This window comes from Providencia sp. NPDC089933, from assembly GCF_049545585.1.
Classification (GTDB): Bacteria; Pseudomonadota; Gammaproteobacteria; order Enterobacterales; family Enterobacteriaceae; genus Providencia; species Providencia huashanensis.
Map to the genome: position 1 here is coordinate 127,925 of NZ_JBMWDT010000012.1, position 23,974 is coordinate 151,898.

Below are 23,974 nucleotides of genomic sequence, written 5' to 3' on the forward strand. Positions count from 1 at the left end.
GCTAATTCAATAAATTGATAGTTAGAAGTAATCGTCTCGATTTAAAACCAAAACATTACACTCTGAGTAGAATTCACTGCCCGTTCCTGACTTTTGGTCACCTTGCACCCCAGCATAAGAACCCCTTGCTATACTGATGGCGCCATTTTGCATTCTTAGACCTGCATTCCATGCCCTTCTGCTACCCGTTGACCCTGTAAAAAACAACCCATATTGACCTAATGTCACCATAGGTTTATCAAACGACTTCACCGCATTCCTACCTAATTTGACGTAATCAGGGGCCTTTATTGGCGGATAATAATTTGTGAGCACCGGTTCACCGAGGTCATTAAATATAAATACACCCCAATCATTGAGCTTTGCAGGTGGGCTAAATCCACCTTGAGTTATGACGATATCCATTTGAACTGATTGCCCGTTCGTAATAACACGATTATTTGCGTGGTCATACTCAACAACTGCTGAAGCATGATCCCAATACGCTAATACTGATTGGGTGCTCATATTGGGTAAGTTATTTGGCAGGGTCATTGCATTATTAACAACCCCGCTATAACTCCATACGATAAAACCTAACTTAGACTTATCCGTAATTTTTGAATAATCCGTGGCATTATCAATCACAAGACCAAAATTACCCTTCTGGTCATCTGTATCAAACATTTCAAAAATATGAATGGTTGCTGTTGGGTCTCTATAACCATCAAGGTCTGTATTACCGTTCGGATTGATATAGTTAACATACATATAGACCGTCACTGTATCACCAGAAATAACGATATTTTTTATCACCGAAAACATTAACCAACCGTGGCGCGGTAACCACGCGTTACAGGCTTTGTATGGGATAGCAACTAAGGTTGAGTTAGGGGACTTATTTTCAATTTTAAATTGAACCGTATAGTTTTCAGTTTTCCTTGGTGGCTGGCCTAAACTAAGGGTCTGTAGATAAGTAAAGTTTCGAGTTCCAGACAGTGAGTAGGGGTTCTTCACCCCCACCTCATTAAAAATATAAACATCATATTCCATAAAGCCGCCCTATCACTATTTTCGGTTTTCCTCCCGCATACACTGCGATTTGGTCATTTTTAATGGTCATTCGTGATCCTGAGTTATCACTACCATTTATTTCAATGGTGCCATTATTCATATCGATCCGCGTGCCTGTTTTGCCTACTACATAGTTTTTAGAACGCATATCCGTCCCCACAATAATTTTTTCGATTGTGGCTTTATTGATAAACGCTTCATTGATAAACACCTGTCCGTTTTCGACAAAGAAAACAGGCTCTAACTTGCCACTTGCTGGATTGAAAATACCAAACGTATCCGCACTGAAACCAATTTGAGTGACCACCTTGCCGTTTTTGACTGTCGCACCAATCATCATTTGCGCTTCATAATACTGACCATTGAGCATAACCGCTGATTTGATGCTAAATATCGATGATGCATTTCCCTTATGATCAACTGACGTCTCGGCGCGTCGCTCAATTGCCGCCTTGGTATCTTTAATTTCAGATTGAATTGTCTCATTAGTGCTGGCCTGAGCCTTTTCATTATCTGAAATCACTTTTTCAATACGAGTAAAGCGAGCATTGCTTTGTTCATACTGCGCATTTAGCTGCAAGAACTTTTCAGCATGAGCCACTTCATTAGTCGCAATAAGCTTGTTGGTCTCAATGATGCTTGCTTTAATTAAACGAGCATCTTTACCCTGCTTCATATACTGAACAGCTAACTGTGAAAGGGTTTCCGCTTGGGAAGACTCTTTGTCTGTTTCTGTTTTCTGCATATGAGCAATGTCAGCTTCGTTACCCTCAAAGCGACTGCTTGTTTTCTCCTCGTTTTCTGCAACGGTTTTATTAGTGTCAGCTATCGCACTGGTGTTCTTAGTCACCGCTGAACTGATGTCAGAAAGGTCTTTACCTTGCTTATCAATGACCTTTCCTTGCTCGTCTATGTTTTTCTGAAGTTGTGCGCGAGTTTGCTCTGTATGTTCTGCTGCAGCTTCTTTATCACTTGCTTGAGACTGGCGAATATCAACGAAAGCAGCTTGATTTGCTTCGTGCTGTGCATCGACTTTCTCAGATAAATTAGCTTGCGCTTTATCAGTATCGGCAATCGTTTTTTCATTACGCTCAACTTGCGCCTTTATTTTCCGGTTGTCATTATTGAGCTTATTGACTTCCGAATTAGTTTGAGAAATAGCTTCTGCTTGTGCTTTTTCAGCGTCAGATTGCGTTTTACGCACCTGTGAAAAGTTAGCATGCATTTCTTCATAGATACTTTGCTGATTTTCTTTCGTTTCTGTTGTCGTTTCTTCCAAATTAGCAATAGCCGTTTTTTGAGAATCAACAACACTACTCACATCCGACAGTTCGCGGCCCTGTTTATCAATATCCCCCTTCAGTTGGTCATCACCCGCTTTAATATCAGCAGTGAGCTGTTCTCGGGTTTGTGCAAGTGCCTTGTCTTGTTCAACCTGAACCTTTTTGATTTCAGTGATATTTGCCGCAGTATCATCAATATGCGCTTTAAGCTGAACACCCGTTTCCGCTATAGCCTTGTCAGCCGTCGCAATCGCTTTTTCATTCCGTAAAATACTGGCTTCAGAGGTTCTCAAACGGTCAGTCATCTTGCTAAAGCTAGCAATGGTCTGCATAGCCGTTTCGGCTTGGGCAATTTCCTTGTTAGTGTTCGCAATTTCCATGCGAGTGATCGCGCCGTAAATATCGCCAAACTCTGCAATTGTGGTTTGCTTAAACTCGACCTGTGCTTTTTCCAGCGTGGCTGTCGCTTTTTCCACCTGTGTGACTCGCCCTGTCACACCGTCAACATCGGCTTTGACTTGGTCTATTTTTTCCGCTGAAGCTTTCTCATACGTGGCTTGCGCTTGTTTAACTTCTAAAATTGATGATGTATTAGAGGCTATTGTTGCGCTCGTTTGAGTCTGCCAAAGTGCCGCGGCTTCTCTATCTGCAACTTGCACTTGCTTGATTTCAAAGATTTCCGCTTTACGATCTTTAACTTCCTCATTCAGCTTAAAGTTTACGCGCGTTGTATACTGCACATTCTGCAGGACAGCTTCACCCACAATTTCAACGTTCGTATTGAGTTGAAAAACTTTGTTATCAAGTTCAATTGTCTTGCTGTCAACATCAACGATGTCATGTTTGATATTGACTTGCTCTTCCTCAATATCCTCAATTCGAGATTCCATTCGCTGGCCAGCTTCAGTACTGAGAAACTTATCGCCAATAACTTCCAATATTTCATCAGCCCGATCCTCTGGCTTGCCGTTGGCTTCAACAAACTGCGATTTGCCTACTGGGTTCACGGTTCTGACATAAACATAATATGTCTGGCCAGCTTTAAGCTTTCTTCCCTGAATAACCCACATCGTGCCATTGCCAAGGTATTCAGCTAGCAACTCTACTTCATTAATGTTGGCAATCTGCTTCTCGGAAAACCAAAACTCATACTGCAGACGCAGCGCATTTTGCCCCCCCACATGGGGGATAATCCCTAAGCTGAAAAAGCCCGGCTCGACATCAATATAAGAAGGTGGTGGCGGTGGGTTAATATCAAAAGAGACAGAGGCCTGCTCACCTTTTTGCCCATCTTTATTTTGTGGTACCACGAAAAGCAAATAATTGCCCTGCGGTAAATTCCCAATACGATAACGGTTTTCTTGGGTTTTAGCGGTACCAACAATACGCCCTGCTTGGGTTAATTTGAGAATAAAATCAACACCACGGATCGCGTTTGCCGTAGTCCAGTTGGCTTCTACTTGCCAGTTATCACTATCAGCGCTGATCTCTACGGAAAGGTTTTCAACTGGGGGGATATAGCCACCCAATGGCGTATCGGGCAAGGGCTCAAATTTTACGCCCCGATCAACAATGGACTCCTTTTCAGGAACATGCTGAACTGCAATAATACCGTAGGTACCATCACCTTTATCAGAAACGGTGATAGCTCTAAACAAGCGTCGAGCCAAATCAGGTGGATTAATCCCCCAAATGGTTTTTGCTTTTAGTCCTTTTGGTACCATTTCAACTTTGATTTGATTGTTTGATAAATACCCCGTAATTTTTACACGCTCATATTTCCCGGTACCATTCATCAGGGTAATAAATATTGCGCCAGATTTAGGCGCGGTGATTTCTCTGTCTAGGGTTAAAACCTTTTGAGTGGTGTTAATGCTAATTAAACGACCACTAATAGGATCCTCACCACCGACCCAGTCATTATCCATGATTTCAATAATGTCACCGGGAGTATGGCGTAAACCCTCTGTCCCCACGTCAAATTCTACCGTTTGTGTTTCTAACTTTTCAGTCATTAACACCCACAAACCATAGCGCCTTGCTTGGCCTCGGCTTGTACACCCAAATGCATCGAGACGCAAAACATTAGGACCGAACTGAGCCACCAATGCATCATCTGTCACCTGCTCGATACTGGTTTTCCAGCCGTTATCGGGATCAATAAAACGAACTTCAATGATGTTATGACGAGCCTTTGCTGGGCTAAAGCTGTAATTAAATCGACCCGCAACCACATTGGCGTTTGTGTAAGGCCAGACAACATCACTCGGGCGATCTTGGATGAAGGTAAGCATTTGCCCATTCCATGCAAACATCACCCGCATTTGTGAGCAGAGATCTTGGAAAAAATCATAAGCCTTGCGAATGTCTGTCACATAAGCATTGCAGGTAACACGAGGCTCTTTGCCGCCAAAACCATCAGGCACTTTCTGATCACAATATTGACCAATAACATAAAGGGAAAATTTATCAATTTCTGATAGTTTTAACCGCTTACCTAGCCCAGCACGGGTATTTGTCAATAGGTCATATAAAACCCATGCAGGGTTATTGGTATAAGCAGGCTTAAATGTCCCACCCCATATACCACTATACTCTCGCGTTTCAGGGTTATAGTTATCAGGTACCTGAACAATGCGCCCCCTAATGAGGTAACTACGAGAAGGATATTGATTGCCAAACTGTTCGCTTTCAAACGTCAACCCGGCAACTGCTGACCCCGGATAGGTTTGATTAATATCAGTGATCTCGGTGTAGCTTGACCATATCGTATTGTTCTGTAGTTTATCGCTATTACTATCAGGTGTAATGCGAACCATGCGAATACTAAATGGTGGGGAAGGTAAATTATCAATAATAACCGCAGTTAAATAAGGTGAATTACTACGCTTTCCTCGGATTGTAATATTTTTCTCTGTCACCCATGTACCATTACGCTGCACTTGAATTTGTAATTCTACTGCAGTGGGTACTCTATCCCCGTTATCCTTAACTTCGACCAATGTTTGAGTTCCAAACGTTAAGCGGAGGCGGTCAATGTTACGCGAAGTAATTGTCCGGGTAACTGGGGAGTTTTTTTTAACTTCAATCCCCACAGGGGTTTCACTTGAGGATGAAGAAAACCCCTCTAATGCTGGCTGTTCTAATGTACCCGACACCCACTGAGCCGTCATGCCATTAACGTTGCTATTACCAGACGAATCAATCACAGGGGTATTATTAAGATACACACCTTTCAAATCACCCACAGGCCCCTCAATTGGCCCTTCGCTTACAAGGTCAACAATAGACAGTTTTTGCCTTGATGTTAAATCGTTAGGTGCTTCGTACGGAGTACGTTGCTTTCCTCCACCTTTACCCATGATTAAGTCTCCCCACTACCGCCGTGTTTACCCACATCAATATCTTTTCCGTCACTGTCATCCATAATTTCGACTGACTGAGAAATTACCCTTGAACCACACATGATTTCACCGTATGCGATAGGTACCGCCATCCCTTGAGCTACTGAATTATCTAGGTTGCTGAAATAGGTATTCCCTTTTTCCTCCTCAGAGCGAGATAAACTGGCCCGTTTAGGAAGTGGGGTAAGCATTTGAGCAACGCCACCCAGCATCATTGCGGCACCAGCTGACATCATCATGGTTGCTGCTGTCGCTGATATCCAAGCTGGCCCCCACCACCCTAGCCCCAAAATAGCGGCACCTGCCACAAACTGGAAAACACCGCCAGACTTAGCGCCTTCAATACGTGGCACAATATGGATAACCGCATTAGGTATTAGCGGCTCATAAATGCGCTGGTGAAGCTCATCGGGTTTGACGTCAGAACCACTGATACGGATCTGGTACCAACCTTCGCGAAATTGCTGTTTAAGATTGGGAACTTGAAGGAATAAGGCATGAAGCCCTTCTGCTGCAGTTTTAATATTTAAATCGAATCGACGGCCAAATCGTTGCAGATCCCCATAAAATCGGATGGTTGCCAATTTCGGTAACGCCAAATCGAGTGAGTCATTTTTTGCCATCTTTCGTTATAAACCTCACGTTTGCTCAGTTGATTAGGGACGTGGTGTAGAATGGTTTGATCACCAAGGTAGACTGCAGCGTGATTTGCCCGAGAACTTGCGTAACAACACAAAATAATGTCACCGGGATGGATATCTCTTTTGACTTGCTTAAAACCATTTTCAGTCAAATTATCTAAATAAAGCTCCTTCCCTTGCCGCCACCAATTGTCTTCGCGGTCAAAATCTGGCAATGAACAACCGGCTAAATGGTAAGCGTCACGGAATAGGCCATAGCAATCTGTAGAGCCATGAATAAACTCACGGCCTAATAACTTAGGTACACAATCAAATTTGATAATTTTTTCATCACACACCAGCCACCAAGGTAGATGTGTTTTTAGTTGGTGAGCTCTATCTGCTGAACTCAGATAAGGCTTTCCGTACGGATGGCTGTGAACAATAGCAACCACATCACCTAAACGCTCGGCTTGAATGTAGTTTTCAACTGAAATCGAGAAGTAATTATCAGGATCGGCATGCTGATTTTCACAGGGGATATAAACCTCAGCACCCTCTTGAATAATCACAAGGCCGCACGACTCCTGTGGCACCATGCTTTTGGCATGTTCCAGAATAGTTTGTTCTAACATAGGGATCCTTATTGACTAAGGCGAGAAGAAGAAAGGAAACAGCCTATTCGACCTGCGTTATTTCTTAATTCACAATCAGATAACCGCTTTCCACATTTATCTTTTGCTGGGTCTTGGGTTGGGTTCCCGAACTCATCAGCAACAGCACCACCTTTATAGCCGCACTCTTCACCCCGATAAACAAAATTACATACATCAGAAAGAATGACTCGAGCTGGCAATGTCGCCCCATCCGTTTCTGTTGGGGCGGCTAACTCGAAAGTGGCTGTTTCTGCATTTATCGAGGTCAACTGCTCAATTACCCAGCGACTAACTTGCTCTTGAGTCGGATCCGCATTTTTATTACCACCAGCAAAATTCTCAGCATCGAGAAACTTGGCGTCCGTTTTCCTGCGGATCACTATGCCACCTATACCAGAATTTAATCGACTGGCAATGCCATAAACTAAACCAAATATATTTGATAATGAAATAGTTGGACGGTTTGATGGACCTTTTCCATTAAATCCAAATCCTTCACCAACAATAGGATAAGGCTCATATTGTTGCCCTTGCCAAGTAATCGGTTTTAATAATTCATTCGCACCATCATGAAACCGATAGCGGATACCACCAATATTGGTTAAATCTATTTCATATAATATTATTTCGGAGTCACCTTCAATTTCAGTAACTGCAATAAGTAACTCAGGTGGGATGTTTTGCATTTTTTTTACCTACAAAAAAACCACCCGAAGGTGGTTGTATCACTATCACTATGAAAAATTTTTATTGATTATCTATAATATTTAATATTTTTTTAATAAACTCACCTTGAATTCTTGTAGGTAGTTTTTCTGCAATTTCATGAATATCATCATTATACTTTAATTTTAGCATGGCGGGTGTAACTCTAGGGTTATGCTTTTTTATTTCAAATGCTAACTTCTTCACCCCATAGTCATTAATTACTTCCCTTCCATTTTTTATACCAATTAATTCATCTTTATTATAATTTAATAAAGAAAATGAATAATCAACATTTGAAGGACTCGCCTTTGCTACTTTTATATCACTACCGCAATGTTTACATTTTATAGCATCAGTATTAATAGATTCCGCGCAAAATGGACATTTTTTTGTTACTGACGATTTTTTACCAAAAATAGTTGCCAATAAACCACACAAAATAATAAAGCAGCTAATCAAAATGTAATTCTGCTTGTCTGCCATTAAACCAATATTATTAACCCTTCCCCCATATCCAGTTGCTACAGTAACATCCATTGCGAAAGAAGCTATAGCGCCAATTATGCCAATAACCAAAAGAAATAGCCCAAATCCTTTCATAATGACCTCTACTAAGATAATTGTCATTATATTAGCGCATTGAAGCAAAAGGAAAAGAGATCAAACCTTAGAAAATGACCTGCTCAAATTCTGCACTTATTGTTTTACGGATATTTCCGCTACTTGAAGACCATTTTCTGCAAACAACTACAACTGCAGGTTCACTTTTGATAGGTTGAAATAAAAACGATTTTACGCCACCGTGTCGCTTCAAAAATTCCAGTGCTTGGTTTGCTTTTTCTGGAACAAGCGATAAATTAACACTGAATTTTCCAAGATGTGCATTCAATCCATCAACTTTCCGTTGTTCATAACCATCACCAAAGCGCACGGATCTTGCTCGGGGTGAAAAATCCGTTTTCATCCCCGTCTTAACTGGCCAATTAAACGTTTCCATTAAACCTCCATTATTTAGCCTTCATTCTGGAGGCTTTAAGTTTACTTTATGAAGAAAATGAGCCGCCATCACGACGCTGTTTTCTCATATAATCTTCAGCACCTTTTTTACCCGCTTCATAAACCACTTTAAGCGCCTGAGGTCCAATCTCGCCATTTGAACCATCATTCTGAATAGTGACATGATTGGTTTGATAGAAATCACCAGAATTTTGCTTAGTCTTCGCAGCAATAACACCTAGTTTTCCATCAACGCCACGGCGCAAAGGTAGTATCGCCTCTGGTCCCGCCTCTCCCATAAGTCCAGCACCGCGAGCAAATGGAAATAACGTTGGTTTAGAAACAATCTGACCGCTATAAGCACTTAGACCAGGAGTATTATACACACCACCATTAGCATTCGGGGTCACACTACCAAAACCAAAGGCTTCAAACCCTTTAACAATGGTCATTTTAATCGCAATTTCAGCTAACATTTTTAGGATAGAGCGAGTGAAATCTTTAAAGTTAGCCTCTCCACCCGTGAGCGTTTCCGCCAGCTGAGAGCTAAAACCATTGAGCGTAGCTGAGGTTACATTTTGGATTTGCGCATTAGCATCCAACGCTGCATCACGATAATTACCCCAAGCCGTACTAGCACCTGATACCCAATCCGTTTTTGCAGCATCCTCCTTATCAAAAGTAGCTTGCTTAGCTGATTTAACTTTGTCCCATTGTGGTGTATCACCATAAACAGAACGAAGCTGTTCGATTTCCAAGGCACGCTGAAGCTCTATAGTAGACTTACCCAATGAATCAGTTATTGTTTTTTGTCTTGCTTCCTGCTGTTTAACATATTTATCAGCCTGATCCTGCAGTTTATTTAGGTGCTCTTGCTTGGCAATTTTGTCACCCAAATCCGCCAACTGATTTTTATTTGCAAGAATACTTTCTTTATTTTTCAATAAAGATTGTTCATCAAGAGATAATTTACGAGTCTTTCGAGCTTCTTCTAAAACTTCAAATTTAGCTAACTCTAGCTGTAGGCTTTTACGTTGCTGACTAAGAAAATCTGTTGCTGAGGAATGCTGTTCAAGAAGCCTTAACTGCGCCTGAAGAGATGTAACCTCTGCTTGCGCAGCTTCATCATGCCGAGTTCCCATATCCGGCTTATAGGCCTTGCCTTTTGGTGTTTTACGATCTAGTTCCTTTTGGTACCTTTCTTTTTCTCGTTTAATAGCCTCATCTTTTGCAGCTTGAGAGGCATATTCATCATTCCTGATTTTTCTCAGTTCGCTTTGGTGTTTTTCTTCTGCTGTTTCATATTTCTTCTTTAATGCTAAGTCCGCTTCAAACTGCTTCTTCATTTTTTCATTAAACGCAGTAATAGCACTTGTTCCTGCTTTAAATGACTCTTCATTAGCCACTTGATTTTGCAGCGTTTTAATCTCTGAACTTAGATTTTTAACTAAAGTTCTATTTGCCTCTAAGTTTCTCGTGGCATTTTGATTTAAAAAAGACTCTGAATTTCTTCCAACCCCATAACCAGTTGTATCTGGTACTCCTCCTTTTTCGGCTAGTTCAAGTTCTTTTTTAATCGCAGCTAATTGCTTAACTTTTGCGTCTAACTTCTCTTGTACAGAAACTGAACGGCCTACATTAAGCATTTGATTCCATGCATTTTGAGCTGCTTCCCCCACCCATTTCCATGCAGTTTCAAGCGTCCCTAAATTTTCACTTATTTGCTTAGTTCGCTCATTCATTGAAGTAGAAAAAAGCTCCCATGCTAATTTGGTTGCTTCAGTCTTCCTCCCTTGCTCCTCTAGCGTAGTTATTTGTTCAAGCTGTGTCGCTGTCAAAAAATGAAGGGATTTGTCCAACTCCATGACAGCTTGAACGGGTTGATCTTTAAGGCGCTGAAACTGTTTAATAGTTTCATCAATGGATTGACCTGTGGCCTTCTCCATTTTCGCGGCAACACCAGCAACCATGTCTACCTGTGAACCCGTAAAAGAACCTGAACCGACTACTTGTGCCAGTGCATCTGCCATTTTGTACTGAGTTATCCCCTCACCCGAAAGGGATTTAGCCAAGGCATTGAGTTCACCCTGAGTTTTAGCCGCATAGTTACCGGTTAAAATAAGTTGCTTATTGTACTCGCTAAGCTCTTTAGACCCTTGGTATGCCGCAATACCAAAAGCCGTTAGTACGCCAGCCCCGCCCACCATGGCGACTTTCCAAGGGGTAATTAAAGATGTAATGGCTTTCAGTGAATTACCAAACCCACCAAAAGAGTCTTTAATTTGCCCGCCTTGCTGAATGGCCACCAACCATAATGGCATGCCAGAAGCTAAAGAAGTGACAATATCGGTCATTTGCATAGGCAACTGACGCATGGCTTGACGATACTGCCCAGAGGTCAAAGTAACCCCTTTCATAACACTATTTTGTTTTTCAAGCTTACGAATATAAATATCAGCTGAACTCGATACCCCAAGCTGTGCTGCTTGCAATCGCAACATTTCAGTGCGTGACAGGTTTTGCTGTGTGACCTGTTCTTTTAACTTATTAATAAAGCGCTGCTTGGCTTGTGCCGCGCTATTTTCTGCCTGTGTAATGGATTTCGATGTACCAATCGCTTGTGAGGTAAGCGCTTGATAATCTTTGACATGCAATAACCCCTGCTGCATGTCCTTGTTCATCTTGCGCTTAATTGCGCTCAGATCTTCCAGTCCCTTACCATTCGCTTTAATTGCATCTAACTGTGCATAATATTGCTCAGCAAGTACCTCTTGACTTCTTGCATTTTGCGCCCGTTGTGCCTCAGCTTGAATGAGTCCTTGTATTTTTTGATGGGCAGTATCCATTTCATCATTAGCTCGCTTCCGTTCGCTGGCTAATTTTTGTTCTGCTGAAATAGACTCTTTTTCAAACTGTTTGAGTTGTGACCGTGAACGTGTTAGAGCTGCTTCAGCCTTCGCTGCTTGTTTGGCTAAAAAGTCTTGCTGCCGCTTAATTGAGGCTTGCTCTTTGCGTTCCTGATCGTTAAGCTCACGCTGAACCCGACCTGCTTTTTCAAGAAATTCGGTTGTATTCGCGCCAATCTTAATCTCAAGATCCGCTATTTGGTTGCTCATACCGCACCCCTCCTGATATCCCCTCGCTAGCTAACTGAATGGCCTCATCTGACATTCCTCCCTCGTCAGCCTCAACATCGGTTAGCAACATAAAATCGGTCAATTCGGTTTTCGTGCCACCCATCGCCATATAAAGAGAGGTGTGCAAGGCAGCAAACTCAATATCAACAAGTTGAGGCATAAAAGGCGTCTTGCTAAAGTGCGCTACCCAATCACTAAACTCGGAGGCACTCATTTCACTTAGCATTCGACGCCAATCTGGGCGCCCAAATTCACGTGCAAGTCGCAAAGCAAAAATACGCTCACGGCTGGCTACTTTTCCAACGTGATAGACTCACCATTTTCCGCTTCATCGTCATCACCATCAGAACTCGACATGCCGCTGATTTCCGAGATCGCGCGAACCGCTTCGCTTAATGCATCCATGCTCCATGTTTGCGCGATTTCGTCGTAGAGATCGTCAATCTCACGATCGCGGTCTTCATGCCAACGTGAGCGAGAAACCAACCATGCTTGGCTCTCTACCATTGAACGCATCGATTTGGCATCTCTTTCAGCACCTTCAAGACCGTCCGTTTCCTTTTCTTTTTTTGCTAAAAAATCAAAGTAATCAGCACGTTGTAGGGCTGACAGCTCATAAAGAACAATATTTTCATCGCCAATAGTGATTTCTTTTTTCTTTAAAAACATGACATTACCTTTATTTAGTTACAAAAAAAGCCACATTTCTGTGGCTATTTCATTGATTAGACGAACTTAATTACTCTTTAGGTTGATTAGCCGTTTTGCCCGTTGGCTTTGGTGTGATTTCTTCCGCCATCGTTGGACGACCGGTATTTTTAATTTTTACCGTACGCGTCATGGTTTCTTTGATCGGAATGGATTTACCTAGGGCGCTAATCCAGCCTTTAAATAAATCAAGTGTGCCATTTGGATACTGTATTTTGTAAAAGCGCGGCAAACCTTCATCAAACCATTTAACAAGGTCTTTTTGCCCTTCTTCACCCGGCAACCAAGCAAGGGTGACACTGGTTTCACCCGATGATTTCTCACCTTGAGTGGTGTTTTCCCAGTCCCCATCGGGATCATCAAGGTAGCTATCATCTTCACTCGCCGCAGTAATTTCCCCCGGTTCTAACGATTTTATTAACGCTAATCGAGTGAAACCCGTTTCACTAAAGGGATCTTGGGTTGGGTCACCCGTTCCGGTATACACCCAAAGTGTGGTGCCCGCCCCTTTTGTCGGCGCTAATGGATTTGGTACTTTTGCCATCGTAAAATTCCTTACATGTCATATTCAATTTGGTAAGTGATATCAACCGAAGCCCATAACGCCATTTCATCATCGCGATCATAATCAAACCCTTTCGGTGTCATATCGGTTAATACATCACCTAAATTGCTCATGCTTTCGATTGCTGGGTATAGCTTTTCTTCTACCCATTTATCTAAATCAGAATCAGTTTTGGCGGCTTTTAAAAAAAGCTCGATATGAAGAATGGCAGTCCATTGGTTGCTATCAAGGTACTTTGGATCTGGGTGAGGTTCAGTTAAATAAACAGCGACAACAGGCAGCTCACTTTCATCAAAGTTAACGGGTCGCCCATCATAAGTTGATAATTTTGGGAGGCTAGCCTTGAGCCCCTCAATCACTAACTGGCGGATCTTGGTGTGCTTAATCACTATCCCCCCTTAAAATAAAGTCGAAGTTGGTTATTTAAGGCATCTCGCATTTCTTTGCTCATGTCCTCCTCACGAACCTTAATGGCATGCTCTTCAAAAGCTTCCGTTAGCGGTTTAGAAACGGGTATTTTGACAACATCAATCGGATAACGACTTAAACTGAGCCGTTGCATGACATGCCATTTGCCATTTTTTAGCTGTTGAATGAACGCGCCTTTAAACGTGAATTTGCCCACTTTTAAAACACTACCGTGTCGGCGCTCAATCCCTCGACTTCGAGACAATTGAACACGCGCCGTACCGAGTACAATCGCAGGTAAATTACCTCGGTTTACAGTGACTCGAGCTTTTGGCGTTCCCTGCTTCGCACTGGCCTTTTTGAACCTTACGCGCTTGCGGATGATCTTCTGTTGGATTTTGACTTCTTTAGAAACTTGCTTAACACTGCGGCTAATTGCTCTCGCTGCAATTCGATTAATCGCCTGAGCCGTCGCAACGGGAGTCACTTTATCGACAATAACGCTCAGATTTCGGATAGCTTCATCCTTCCCCTTCATCGTCATCATCCTCTAAAAAAATCATCCACTTACCATTGAATCTTTGGCGGCGTGTGGTTTTATAATGGAAGCCGTCAGCAATAACACTGTCATTCTTCCCGGGCTTATACGTATCAGAAAAAATGACATAAGAAAGCCCATCCCCCGTAACTGGCCCGAATTCGGGTAAGAAATGAGACTCTACCCCAATATAGTCAACGCCGTTAATGGTGATGGGCTTTCCCATTCGCTTTGCGGTGAGTGCGTCCAGTCGATCTGTTAACCGTTCAAACGCACTCATAAATTAACCACCTGCCGAAGCTGTTGCTGGGAAAATATTAAGTTTAACCGGCACTACTTCCGCACTCGCTTCGGCAGCTTCCCATGTGATACCCACAGGAACGCCACCTTTGTCAGCAACAATCCCTTTATCACTCGTCACGGCCTGTCCAGCCGTCAAAGCAACACCCGCTTTTTTCTTCAATAAAAAAACACCTTCTGCAAAACCATCACCTGTTTCACCCGGTTCAATATTCGTTGTAGCAATACAGGCCAACGCCCCCACAATCACTAAATCGCCACTGAGAATAACGGTTGCGCCTGTATTTTTAACCTCAACAGTTAATCCCTGTTGTTGATAATTCTTAGCCATAATTTCTCCTTCTGGCTCCAAAGAGCCAGATTTTAGGTACAAAAAAAGCCCGTTAGGGCGAGAGACTTAACCTGTAATAAGGTTATTTCGTATCGACACGAACCATGCCGCGATAATCTACTGGGGCAACGCCCGCATCGATACGAACTTTAGTGGTTACACCGTCAGAGCTAAAGCCTTCTTCTTGATCAATGTAAGGCGTATCCACACCGTCAAGGTAGGCAACCTCAATGGTATCGGTACCTTGCGCCGAGGTCAGGAACCACGTTGGTTTATCTTTACCTGCACCGCGTGATAAACGAGATTCACGGATAACTTCAACAATATCTTTGACTGGGTTAATGATCCCTGCGTTAATATCCGCACCCTTGACACTGCTAGAACCAATAACTTGTTTGGCAGCAGTAGCTAAGGCCGTTGGAACCAACATAAATGCAGGCTCAATATTTAACTCACGCTCACCTTCTTTTTGCTCTTGCATTAACGCACAAGCAGCCGCAATCGTGTCAACATCCATACCACCACTGGCTAAGTTTGCGTGCTTGGCATCAAACATTTTAATGTTATCACCGCTGAAAATTTCGTTATCCATCAGAATAGCGTAAACCAAGTCACCAATGGTCGCTTTGGCTGCGCGGCCTAGTTTCATCGGGATATCGGTGAGCATTGACATATCATCGTTAATGATAGCTTGGCGAGTAATGCTGAATAACTCACCATAGGTTGCCAGTGCGATAGTTGCCTTTTTGTCACCCGTAGTGACGTATTTGTATTCCGCCCCCTCACGAACTTCACGAATAGAATTAAAACCGCCCATCCCGACACGAGTCGCCGTTTTAAAGTCGCCCAAGTGCCCTTTTTTCGTCCATTTTTCAAACGTTTCTGGCGCTTCATTCCAGCCTTGCAAAATAGATTTATTTGCCACATCTAACAAAATATTACCAAAGTCAGACGTACCGTGCGTGAAGGCCATACCAACCATTTGCATTGAGTTGCGAGTTGCAATACCAACGCCACGATCCGTTAATGACATACGAGCCAATTCACGTAATGTCATGCAGTTATAAGGGTTATCGGCATGAGCTTCACCATAACCCGCTCGCGCCATTAATGATGCTCGGACACTATCCCCGACAAGATTACCGTTATTCGCATAAATATGAGCACCGTAATTGCTTGTATTTGTTGGTGTCGCATCTTTGGCAACCAAATTCAAAATTTTATCTTTTGCCTGCTCAACGGTGCAGTTGATATCCGTCAAGCACTCAACCATGACGTCATTATGTTTACCGCCAAACATCGCAAATAGATCTTTAATGCCATTCATGCGCGTTTGTTCAGCTTGGCGAGCTTGCGCCTGAATACTTGCGGTATCGGGCTCTGGCGCATTGGTTGGGTTTTGTGCTTGTGGTACTGGATCTGCCGATGGCGCCGTCGTATTGCGAGGGTTAGTCAGACTATTTTTTAACGTGTTTTTTAATGAATTAGGCATGGATTTAAATTCCTCAATGCGTTTAGATGAAAGGCTGGCCATCGCTTTGACTGGCTCAATAACAGAGTTAGCAAAACCGTGCTCCACACACTCTTCTGCCGTTAACCATGTCTCTTCACTGAGCATGGCTTCAATTTCTTCTTTTGTTTTTCCTGTTTTCTCCATGTAGGCAGGAATTAAGACATTTTCAACCTTATCGAGCAGGTCGGCATAATCGCGCATATCATTGGCATCACCCCACGACACGCCCCAAGGTTTATGGATCATCATCATGGCATTTTTTGGCATTTTGACTTCATCACCCACCATGGCAATAACTGACGCCATTGAAGCTGCTAGCCCATCGATATGAACCGTAATGGTGGCATTGTGGTTTTTGAGTTGGTTATAAATGGCGATACCCTCAAAAACTTCACCTCCGGGCGAATGAATATGAAGGTTGATGTGGTTGATATTACCGAGGGAAATTAAATCTTCGGTAAATCGCCGGGCGCTTATCCCCCACATGCCAATTTCGTCATAAATATAAATGTCAGCTGAAGTTTCACTGGTCGCTTTCATTTGAAACCAGCTTTTCTCCGGTGCCGACATTAGCGGTTTACTCATCGTCGTGCTGTTTTTTGGTAGCATGAGATGTGTGTTTCTCGTCTGCATTGTCGTTACCTTTGTCGTTGGCGGGGTCAGTATCAAATTTCAGCCCCAGTCGTTCATTTTCATCAATTTCCGCTTTACGGCGGCGTTTAACTTCTGCTGGATTTCCACCTCTTGCACGAACCCAATCACTTTCTGTCGCAGCACCACCGCGAATTTGAGTTTTCCATGCATTCGATTCTCTTTGTGGATCAATCCATGGCATAACTGGCCCACTATACGTTGCGTTGTAAAGGGAAATTAGCTCAACATCAGGCGGAACAGTGATAACACCCGAAACAATTGCCATTTGTAACCATTGACGATAATTCGGACGGCAAACTGAACCACAAAACGTGTCCTGAAGGATGTAATACCCTTCAAAGGATTCCACTAACTCTTGCCGCTGTGAGCTATATGAGCCGTTATAATCTCGTGCTATGCTGGAATAACTTCCACGACTTCCAGCCGCAACAGCCCTAAGTTGACCGTTACGAAACGTCTCAAGATTTTGATTTGGCCTGTCAGACTTAATCATGCCAATATCTTCGCCCGGCAATAACTCATTAAATAACATGCCGGGGACAATGGTCATTTCGCCGCGATCATCCTCCCCAGATTGATTGCTGTATTCTTGCCCATCTCCTTTTTTAATGTACATTCCAAGCGAGGCGGCAATTCTAGCGGCAGTTAATTCTGCGTCTTCATAATCTTTCAATGCACTCAACCGCATCAAAATCCCAGTAAAAAGACTATTCCCCCTTAGTTGGTGCAAGCGCCGAACATATTTCAAGTGCAACATATTTTCGGCTTTAATTGATTTCAGTCCCCCTAATTGCTGCCCAGAGGTTTGTAAATTTTTATACACCTTATAAGCAACAGGCCGTCCCCACTCATTAAGTACTATTCCTTGCTGAATATGCTTATCGGTGTCATTTAAATTAATGGGTACAAAATCAGGCTCTAGAGCCTCTAACCAAAAAGGGATCCCCGCTTGCTTTTCAAGCCCCTTTTGATTTCCTTTAACAAGTTGAGCAAATACCTCACCATCACGCAGCCACGTTCGTACCAAAAGACGCTCAAGCATGGGGCGCGTATATTGGCCCGTCACATCAGGACGGATAGACCATTCTGCCCATGCAGTTCTAATTTGACTGGCAAGCTCATCATGTATTTTTCCTGTTTTTGACAAGGGCTGAGGCTCAACAATAATTCCCTTTCCGCCAACAACACGCTCTTCCATTTTGTCTAGAATGCCAATCACAAGATCATGGTTATTATCTAACCACCTAGCTTGCTCTCGTAACGACTGCCCTCCGAGTTGTGTTAATTGATTGGCATTGCGCCGCTCTCGCCGCCCTTTATGTAATCGGCTGGGGATCACTGCCTCGTAAGCTTGAATTTGCAACCGCGCCCTGAGCCGACCACTCGCCCAGCCGGGCGATATCATCGATATGGCTTTATCAATAATATTCATTCAAACCTCGCTACTTTAAATCCTTTAGATCCTCGCTGAGCATTGCAGGCTTGGATATAACGGCGTTCCCAGTATTCACGGCCTTTACGAACTTCACTCAAGTTCTCCATCGTCATAGTTTGACCATTGAAAGTAATACTTTTTCCTTCAAGTATTTGAATTTCTGCATCTAGATACGCATCTAGCATTTTTTTAATTTGATCGCGGGTCATACCCACCCTCCCGATGTTTCAGAAACTGGCACCCACGGCGAATCCACCACTTTTGTGGTTTTTGCGTTTGAGTTAGACTGAGTAAGTGTTGGTTGTATAAGAGGTTGACTTGCGACTGAATGAGCTGAATTTGTGGTAGCAATATCAGGCAACTGAGCCCATTTAGGCGGTTTCTCCCAATTGATAGTTTCGTAGTCCAGTAAAATTACGAGTGCATGGGCGTAAACCATTAAGTCGAATGCTTCGTTCGCGCCTTTCCCCGGCTTAGACCACTTCCCGTTGATATCACGCTCCTCGTACGTTAATTCATCGTAAAATGAATCATCAAGCCAATCAGGAAAGTGTATGTAATTAGGGCCCACAGTATCCCGCCCTAAATGCGCTGAAATACGGTCTTTTAATTCGTTTGTTTGTAATAAATGAATGGGCACATCGCCTTTCGCTTTCGCCTTACGTTCAGAGCGTGCAGTATTATCAGGATAAGACTTTGTGATTAACTTATTTCGTGTATGACTATCCCCTTTAAATAGATAAACTCGGCGAGAAATCCCCTCCTTCTTACAGCGCCGCCAAAATTTATAAGCGTTGTCTGTTACACCATCTTCACCACCGGTATCAATAGCGATGGAGTGAATCCCCATTTCAATATCTATATTACTTTCCAATGGATAGGTTTTATTGATCACATCCGTGATCAGAATGTCCCAATCCTCAGCATAAGACGCAGGGTTTATTTTTAAAGACTCGCCGTCCTCATTTGCTCGGAGAGATCGTTTAACATCAAAACGGTCAATAACCCAACGCTCCCCCTTTTCGCCATAACCCGTAACTTGAACAACAAATCGCCTATTTTTACCTGCCTGAACGTCAACGGTTGCAACGAGAAACCGAACACCCTCTGGAATAGTTCCCTGCTCCCATGCTTCCGCACGATCTTTAAGCTCATCACCACTACGCTGTTCTTGTGCAATTTTAGGAAGATAGGGTAATCCCCAGTCAGTATTAATTGCTGCTTTTAAAGTCTCTTCACTGCCTGTTGTTTCATAATCACGTTCACCTGAAAGCAGTTTATAGACTAATTGCGCCCATGTTTGATAAGCTGCAGCAGGGCCTTCCATCCAGAAAGAAGCAATACGAGAGCGCCTTGCCTGACCTGTAATATGACCATTACGATCTATTTTTTGTCCTTCTATTAACCAAATTCCCTTGCTGTTAAGCTCTCGTTTTTGGCTGGGCTCAATTAAATTTAAGCAATGTGGGCACTGTAGCCTTGCAGCTTCACTCGCAATAACGGGGTCGCTATGTGACCTGTACCCTGTCATATTCTCTTTAATTGGCTGAAAATATTCACCACAGCTAGGACAAGGCCAATACCAACGACGGCGATCTCCACGATTATAAAGAGACATAATGCCTGTGGTCGGAGGAGCTTCATGCGCAGAGGTTCTTTTCCATTTAATGTCGGTAATATCCCGTCCCGGGGAACTCTCTACTAATGTCATGCCTGCCGACATGAATGTGGTTGTTCGTTTTGATGCTAAAGAGTAGCCATCTCCTTCCCCGTCAATATCTTCGGGAAAGCGGTCATAGTCCGTTAATGCCACAAACTTAAAATCCGAGGATGACATCACATTAATAGACGGCCATCCCATTTTTAAAAAACTACCCGACAGAAAATACTTATCCAATACGTTGTTATCATTTTTCCTTGGGCTAAGCCTTTTAGAAACCTCTGGGCTAGCTCTAAAAGTTCTGGCTAGTCGCTTTTTTGAATGCTCCTGCGCCTTATCGCGTGTCATTTGAACAATTAACATATCGGATGGGTCACAGATGATGTTGTACACCACCCAGCCATCAATTAAGCCTATGGTTTTACCCGTTCTCGCCGGACCAACAAAAATCACTGCGTCATATTCACGAGATGCCAAACAATTCATTGGCTCAATAACATAGGGAGCAACTAAGGGATCCCAAGGAACCGAGTTACCAGCCCCAACCGGAACACGCATATATTTTGCTACGGCTTCTGCAACAGGCATTCGGCGTGGTGCTCGTAAAAGCCCCCCAACATCTTTTTTTATTGCAGCGGCAGTAATCTGCTTTACCATTACTCCTCCCCGCTATCGACCTCCTCTTCTCCATCAATGACTCGCTCGGCAATCTGATCGCGTAAGTCATCAATAATATTTTGTACGCGTGAAACTGCGGAAGGCGTCAACGCGCAATCTCTTTCCAAAATATCTGGCAATGTTTCCAGTGTTTGTATAACCGCTTTAGCTAATGCAGCGAACTCACGTGCCACATCTGACGCAAGAATTAACTCGCCTGTTTCTTGCTCAAATTTGAGCCGTTCGCGTTCTGATTGGTACCACGCCTTTCTGTCCTGCGGCAGCATTTCATCACTTGAAACTGGCGGGGGTAACTTCATTAATTCAGAAAGTATTGATGTCAATGAATACAATTTTAAATTGGAACCATTACCGCCCACTGGCGTAATACTTTTTATTCTTGCTGCCACAGTTTGGCGGTGGACATCAGCAAGTGCAGCAAGTTGGCTAACATTTAGCTTAAGGTTCTTTAATTCATTATCCATAAATATTTATTAATGATTTTAGTGTGAATTGATTACGTAATTAAAAATCAAATTCCAAATATTGAAAAAACGCCTTTATAAACAGGCTTAGTGATGAACAAAAAACATACAATTTCGACACTGGAAAACAATTAAATTCACTTTAAACAACAACTTACGTTAGTGCTGACGGCCCATAAAAACCCAAAAAATTCGCGTTTTGTGCGTGGTCGCCGCCTCGTGGTAAGGGTACCCCCTCGGGAGTACCTTTTGAATTATGCGTAAAATTAATCAATCTAATGAGTTTAAGGTTTCTTTGGTGGCGAGAGCGGCTTGGAATTGTTAGACCGCTTGGGTTGATAACCTTTAACATTTGTATCGCTATCATTTAACTGCTTATCCAATTGTTCTCTGAATTGGTTGGGGTTCTTAAAGCCTTCGCTGCCCATGGCTTCCTCCATTTGGTGATTAACCGCCAATGAATGGCATTGCAATTAGAAAACCGCGCTCAGTCAGCTCATAGCAAAGTTTTTCCCTGCTGGACTTGTCAATATAAGAGGTCTCCTTGAAATCAAGGACACCTAAATGACCACTCTCAATCAATGAACGAACGCTTTGAAGTACGTTGTCATGCCTTCTGCCAAGCCACTCAATGAAAAAGCCACCAGTGATTAGCTGATGGCTTTAATATATAATTCAAATAACAAATATATTATGAATGTATTCTTATTTTGATGCTTAAGAACGTGTAATCATCAATAATATCTTTTTCGATTCTTCGTCTTAAACTAGCTGAGAATGCAGATGGTAATCCCATTGTTCTCTCCGAAAATCTAGGTCTTGATTCCCAGTGCTTGTATGCTCCATCTGACATTAAAGTTAATATAACATTTTCCTTATCAGCAATATCCAAGATATTTTTATCAAAAGAATCATATTGCAATTCTATGTCATTAGATAGAGCTGATGTAAGAATGGTTGATAACCTTTCCTTATGATTCCGAAGGTTTCTCATACTATGCTCACCAGAGTCTAATAGCTCTTGATACTTTGTATGATCTTTAGTTAGTTGGATTAATTTATTTTCATTTTTAAAATAAAGTCGGCAATCACCTACATGACCCACGTGGATCACTGAGTTTACTATATGCACAATTGTTAGTGTTGTTGCCACACTAAAACCAAACTTATTTATAGCTTCTTTAGCGTAAATGAACGCTTTATCTATATTGAAATTTGGTTCCGCAATTAGCTTTTGGATTGCTTGTATTGCACTTTTTGAGGCTAAATCAGCATGCTCTGTCGATCCAACCCCATCTGCTATAGCAAAGACAATATTTGAGTCATAATCGTATGTAGGAGGTAAGAAATAATCCTCATTTACAAGCTTACCCTTGGCTGCCTCACTGAAACAGGATATGTCAATTATTCTATTCACGGCGCTACCCCCATAGCTTTACAGAAATCAACTAACAATTCATTAGCATCTACATACCTATTTTCTGGCCAATGCTCCCTACACTTTGATATGACTTTTTTTAGTTTGTCAGTGCGATCACTTGAATATATATCACTAATAACTTGCCCTATGGCAAAAATATCTGATTGGACTGAAAACAAACCACTTTCCGTTATTTCTGGAGCTCTATATCCATCAGTTCCCATTCCATTTGGTTGAAATTTTGTTTTTATTTCAGCTCTAACCTGATTTAAATCCTTAACTAACCCAAAGTCACTGATTTTATATCTTCCATCACTGTATTGAAGAATATTTGCAGGCTTTAAGTCTCTGTGAACGTATTCGTGGTCATGTATGGTCTTAATGCCCAGAATTATTTGTATCACTGACTTAATTTTATCTTCAGCTGACATGCCAGCCTTAATAGCCTCGACCAAGTTGCAATCAGCTTTCTCCATAACAAAATAAGGTTTGTCTCCAGCTGTACTGAACAGCACTATTGGCGCTATGGAATCATAATTAATTCGATTAAGAGTACACTGTGTTTTGATCTCAACTAAAAACCGTTCCCTCAAATCAGCAATTTCTTTTAACTTTGTATTGTTATTTTCTGGTGATGGGGAGAAATACTTTCTTGCGTATCTTCTTGAGTGTGTTTTTTGCAAGTTGTATACATTAACCTCATACACCTCCCCAAAGCCTCCGCGCCCTAACCTTTGCAAATCCTCTAAAAAATAATTGCCACATTGATCCACATTAAGTCCTCAAATAAGAAGCTACGGGATTATGAGAGTCAATCTCGTCCTGAGCTAGTACAAATCACCATAATTTAACTTTATGATACTAGGCTTGGGCAGTATAGAGAATAGTTAATTTATTTAATATTGACTCGGTTCTAATGTAATGTTGAATTATTTCTAGCTGCCTCAATCTCTCGAATAGCTTTCTTATCTAAATTGCATTGCTCAATCACTGTTAGTAGTGACTCGTTAAGCAATAGCGAATCACCCCAAGGAAATGTCTCAGGGATGTACTCAGGCAAGCAATCATTGAGCAGATGGGCTGGGATGGGTACTGATGGCGTTTGAACGTATTCTATTCGCGTGGTTGTGCAGCTCGACAGTAGCATCACGAGGAGCATCAATAGCAGCACACTTATCATCCGCAATAACGGTTTTGATAATGGTTTTAACCGTTTCAGAAGCCACTGCCGCCGCGTCACGCTCCCTAAGGTTATTTCGTGAAATTTCATTAAACGTTACCGAGAGTTCTAAAACGGTGGATAATATGAATTGATTGGCGGCTAGCTCATTTGATTTTTTATCAAACTTATTACTCAATTTGTCATAGTCATCAGCAACCCACCAGAGCCAAAACAGTAAAATGGCGCAAGCGGCCATTAATGCTTTAGTTAGCGACCCCATA

General features: G+C 42.4%; 25 protein-coding genes and 1 pseudogene. All 26 read right to left on the reverse strand.

The annotated features are described in order from the left end of the window. Positions 1-21: 21 nt before the first annotated feature. Positions 22-1,032 carry a DUF6453 family protein gene (locus tag ACPEH5_RS16875; protein ID WP_423727061.1) on the reverse strand — a complete coding sequence of 337 codons (1,011 nt, stop codon included), beginning with the start codon at positions 1,030-1,032 and terminating at the stop codon, positions 22-24. Then, positions 1,022-5,698 carry a TipJ family phage tail tip protein gene (gpJ, locus tag ACPEH5_RS16880; protein ID WP_423727062.1) on the reverse strand — a complete coding sequence of 1,559 codons (4,677 nt, stop codon included), beginning with the start codon at positions 5,696-5,698 and terminating at the stop codon, positions 1,022-1,024. Before gpJ ends, ACPEH5_RS16875 begins: the two co-directional genes overlap by 11 nt. Before the next feature lie 2 nt (positions 5,699-5,700). Next, entirely contained in the window at positions 5,701-6,363 is a 663-nt protein-coding gene (locus tag ACPEH5_RS16885; protein ID WP_423727063.1) for a tail assembly protein, read from the reverse strand. Then, the gene (locus ACPEH5_RS16890; RefSeq protein WP_423727064.1) at positions 6,267-6,995 is read right to left on the reverse strand and encodes a C40 family peptidase; all 729 of its coding nucleotides are present in this window, start codon (positions 6,993-6,995) and stop codon (positions 6,267-6,269) included. The genes ACPEH5_RS16885 and ACPEH5_RS16890 overlap by 97 nt, the downstream gene beginning before the upstream one ends. Before the next feature lie 8 nt (positions 6,996-7,003). Then, positions 7,004-7,702 carry a phage minor tail protein L gene (locus tag ACPEH5_RS16895; RefSeq protein ID WP_423727065.1) on the reverse strand — a complete coding sequence of 233 codons (699 nt, stop codon included), beginning with the start codon at positions 7,700-7,702 and terminating at the stop codon, positions 7,004-7,006. A 61-nt stretch (positions 7,703-7,763) separates the two neighbouring features. Further along, a complete protein-coding gene (locus tag ACPEH5_RS16900; RefSeq protein ID WP_423727066.1) occupies positions 7,764-8,324 on the reverse strand; it encodes a hypothetical protein in 561 nt (186 codons plus the stop codon). Positions 8,325-8,391: 67 nt separating this feature from the next. Further along, positions 8,392-8,721, reverse strand: coding sequence for a phage tail protein (locus ACPEH5_RS16905; RefSeq protein ID WP_423727067.1), 330 nt, complete (start codon positions 8,719-8,721; stop codon positions 8,392-8,394). Between the two features lie 46 nt (positions 8,722-8,767). Further along, positions 8,768-11,836: a phage tail tape measure protein gene (locus tag ACPEH5_RS16910; protein ID WP_423727068.1), complete on the reverse strand. Its 3,069-nt coding sequence runs from the start codon at positions 11,834-11,836 to the stop codon at positions 8,768-8,770. Then, positions 11,811-12,083 carry a phage tail assembly protein T gene (locus tag ACPEH5_RS16915; RefSeq protein WP_423727069.1) on the reverse strand — a complete coding sequence of 91 codons (273 nt, stop codon included), beginning with the start codon at positions 12,081-12,083 and terminating at the stop codon, positions 11,811-11,813. The genes ACPEH5_RS16910 and ACPEH5_RS16915 overlap by 26 nt, the downstream gene beginning before the upstream one ends. Positions 12,084-12,148: 65 nt before the next feature. Next, positions 12,149-12,526, reverse strand: coding sequence for a phage tail assembly chaperone G (gene gpG, locus ACPEH5_RS16920; RefSeq protein WP_423727070.1), 378 nt, complete (start codon positions 12,524-12,526; stop codon positions 12,149-12,151). 91 nt (positions 12,527-12,617) lie between these two features. Further along, a pseudogene (locus ACPEH5_RS16925) lies at positions 12,618-13,109 on the reverse strand (phage tail tube protein); the annotation flags it as partial. An 11-nt stretch (positions 13,110-13,120) separates the two neighbouring features. Next, entirely contained in the window at positions 13,121-13,519 is a 399-nt protein-coding gene (gene gpU / locus ACPEH5_RS16930; RefSeq protein WP_423727071.1) for a phage tail terminator protein, read from the reverse strand. Then, entirely contained in the window at positions 13,519-14,082 is a 564-nt protein-coding gene (locus ACPEH5_RS16935; RefSeq protein WP_423727097.1) for a phage tail protein, read from the reverse strand. Before ACPEH5_RS16935 ends, gpU begins: the two co-directional genes overlap by 1 nt. Continuing rightward, positions 14,060-14,356, reverse strand: a complete 297-nt coding sequence (locus ACPEH5_RS16940) for an ATP-binding protein (RefSeq protein WP_423727072.1) — start codon at positions 14,354-14,356, stop codon at positions 14,060-14,062. The genes ACPEH5_RS16935 and ACPEH5_RS16940 overlap by 23 nt, the downstream gene beginning before the upstream one ends. Before the next feature lie 3 nt (positions 14,357-14,359). Further along, positions 14,360-14,707 (reverse strand): DUF2190 family protein, encoded by a 348-nt coding sequence (locus ACPEH5_RS16945; protein ID WP_423727073.1) that lies wholly within the window; start codon positions 14,705-14,707, stop codon positions 14,360-14,362. 82 nt (positions 14,708-14,789) lie between these two features. Beyond that, positions 14,790-16,829: a ClpP-like prohead protease/major capsid protein fusion protein gene (locus tag ACPEH5_RS16950; RefSeq protein WP_423727098.1), complete on the reverse strand. Its 2,040-nt coding sequence runs from the start codon at positions 16,827-16,829 to the stop codon at positions 14,790-14,792. After that, positions 16,798-18,306 (reverse strand): phage portal protein, encoded by a 1,509-nt coding sequence (locus tag ACPEH5_RS16955; RefSeq protein WP_423727074.1) that lies wholly within the window; start codon positions 18,304-18,306, stop codon positions 16,798-16,800. The genes ACPEH5_RS16950 and ACPEH5_RS16955 overlap by 32 nt, the downstream gene beginning before the upstream one ends. Beyond that, positions 18,303-18,518, reverse strand: a complete 216-nt coding sequence (locus ACPEH5_RS16960; protein ID WP_210814720.1) for a hypothetical protein — start codon at positions 18,516-18,518, stop codon at positions 18,303-18,305. The genes ACPEH5_RS16955 and ACPEH5_RS16960 overlap by 4 nt, the downstream gene beginning before the upstream one ends. Beyond that, the gene (locus tag ACPEH5_RS16965; RefSeq protein WP_423727075.1) at positions 18,515-20,626 is read right to left on the reverse strand and encodes a phage terminase large subunit family protein; all 2,112 of its coding nucleotides are present in this window, start codon (positions 20,624-20,626) and stop codon (positions 18,515-18,517) included. The genes ACPEH5_RS16960 and ACPEH5_RS16965 overlap by 4 nt, the downstream gene beginning before the upstream one ends. After that, positions 20,626-21,111 carry a DUF1441 family protein gene (locus ACPEH5_RS16970; protein ID WP_423727076.1) on the reverse strand — a complete coding sequence of 162 codons (486 nt, stop codon included), beginning with the start codon at positions 21,109-21,111 and terminating at the stop codon, positions 20,626-20,628. The genes ACPEH5_RS16965 and ACPEH5_RS16970 overlap by 1 nt, the downstream gene beginning before the upstream one ends. Positions 21,112-21,395: 284 nt before the next feature. After that, complete coding sequence (locus tag ACPEH5_RS16975; protein WP_210814723.1) at positions 21,396-21,539, reverse strand: hypothetical protein; 144 nt, start codon at positions 21,537-21,539, stop codon at positions 21,396-21,398. 19 nt (positions 21,540-21,558) lie between these two features. Continuing rightward, positions 21,559-21,762, reverse strand: a complete 204-nt coding sequence (locus ACPEH5_RS16980) for a Rha family transcriptional regulator (protein ID WP_423727099.1) — start codon at positions 21,760-21,762, stop codon at positions 21,559-21,561. 40 nt (positions 21,763-21,802) lie between these two features. Next, positions 21,803-22,528, reverse strand: coding sequence for a PP2C family protein-serine/threonine phosphatase (locus ACPEH5_RS16985; RefSeq protein ID WP_210814333.1), 726 nt, complete (start codon positions 22,526-22,528; stop codon positions 21,803-21,805). After that, positions 22,525-23,304 (reverse strand): protein kinase domain-containing protein, encoded by a 780-nt coding sequence (locus tag ACPEH5_RS16990; RefSeq protein ID WP_423727077.1) that lies wholly within the window; start codon positions 23,302-23,304, stop codon positions 22,525-22,527. The genes ACPEH5_RS16985 and ACPEH5_RS16990 overlap by 4 nt, the downstream gene beginning before the upstream one ends. A gap of 140 nt (positions 23,305-23,444) precedes the next feature. Beyond that, complete coding sequence (gene lysC, locus ACPEH5_RS16995) at positions 23,445-23,711, reverse strand: Rz1-like lysis system protein LysC (protein ID WP_423727100.1); 267 nt, start codon at positions 23,709-23,711, stop codon at positions 23,445-23,447. Further along, positions 23,596-23,973, reverse strand: a complete 378-nt coding sequence (locus ACPEH5_RS17000) for a hypothetical protein (protein ID WP_423727102.1) — start codon at positions 23,971-23,973, stop codon at positions 23,596-23,598. Before ACPEH5_RS17000 ends, lysC begins: the two co-directional genes overlap by 116 nt. Position 23,974 lies beyond the last annotated feature (1 nt).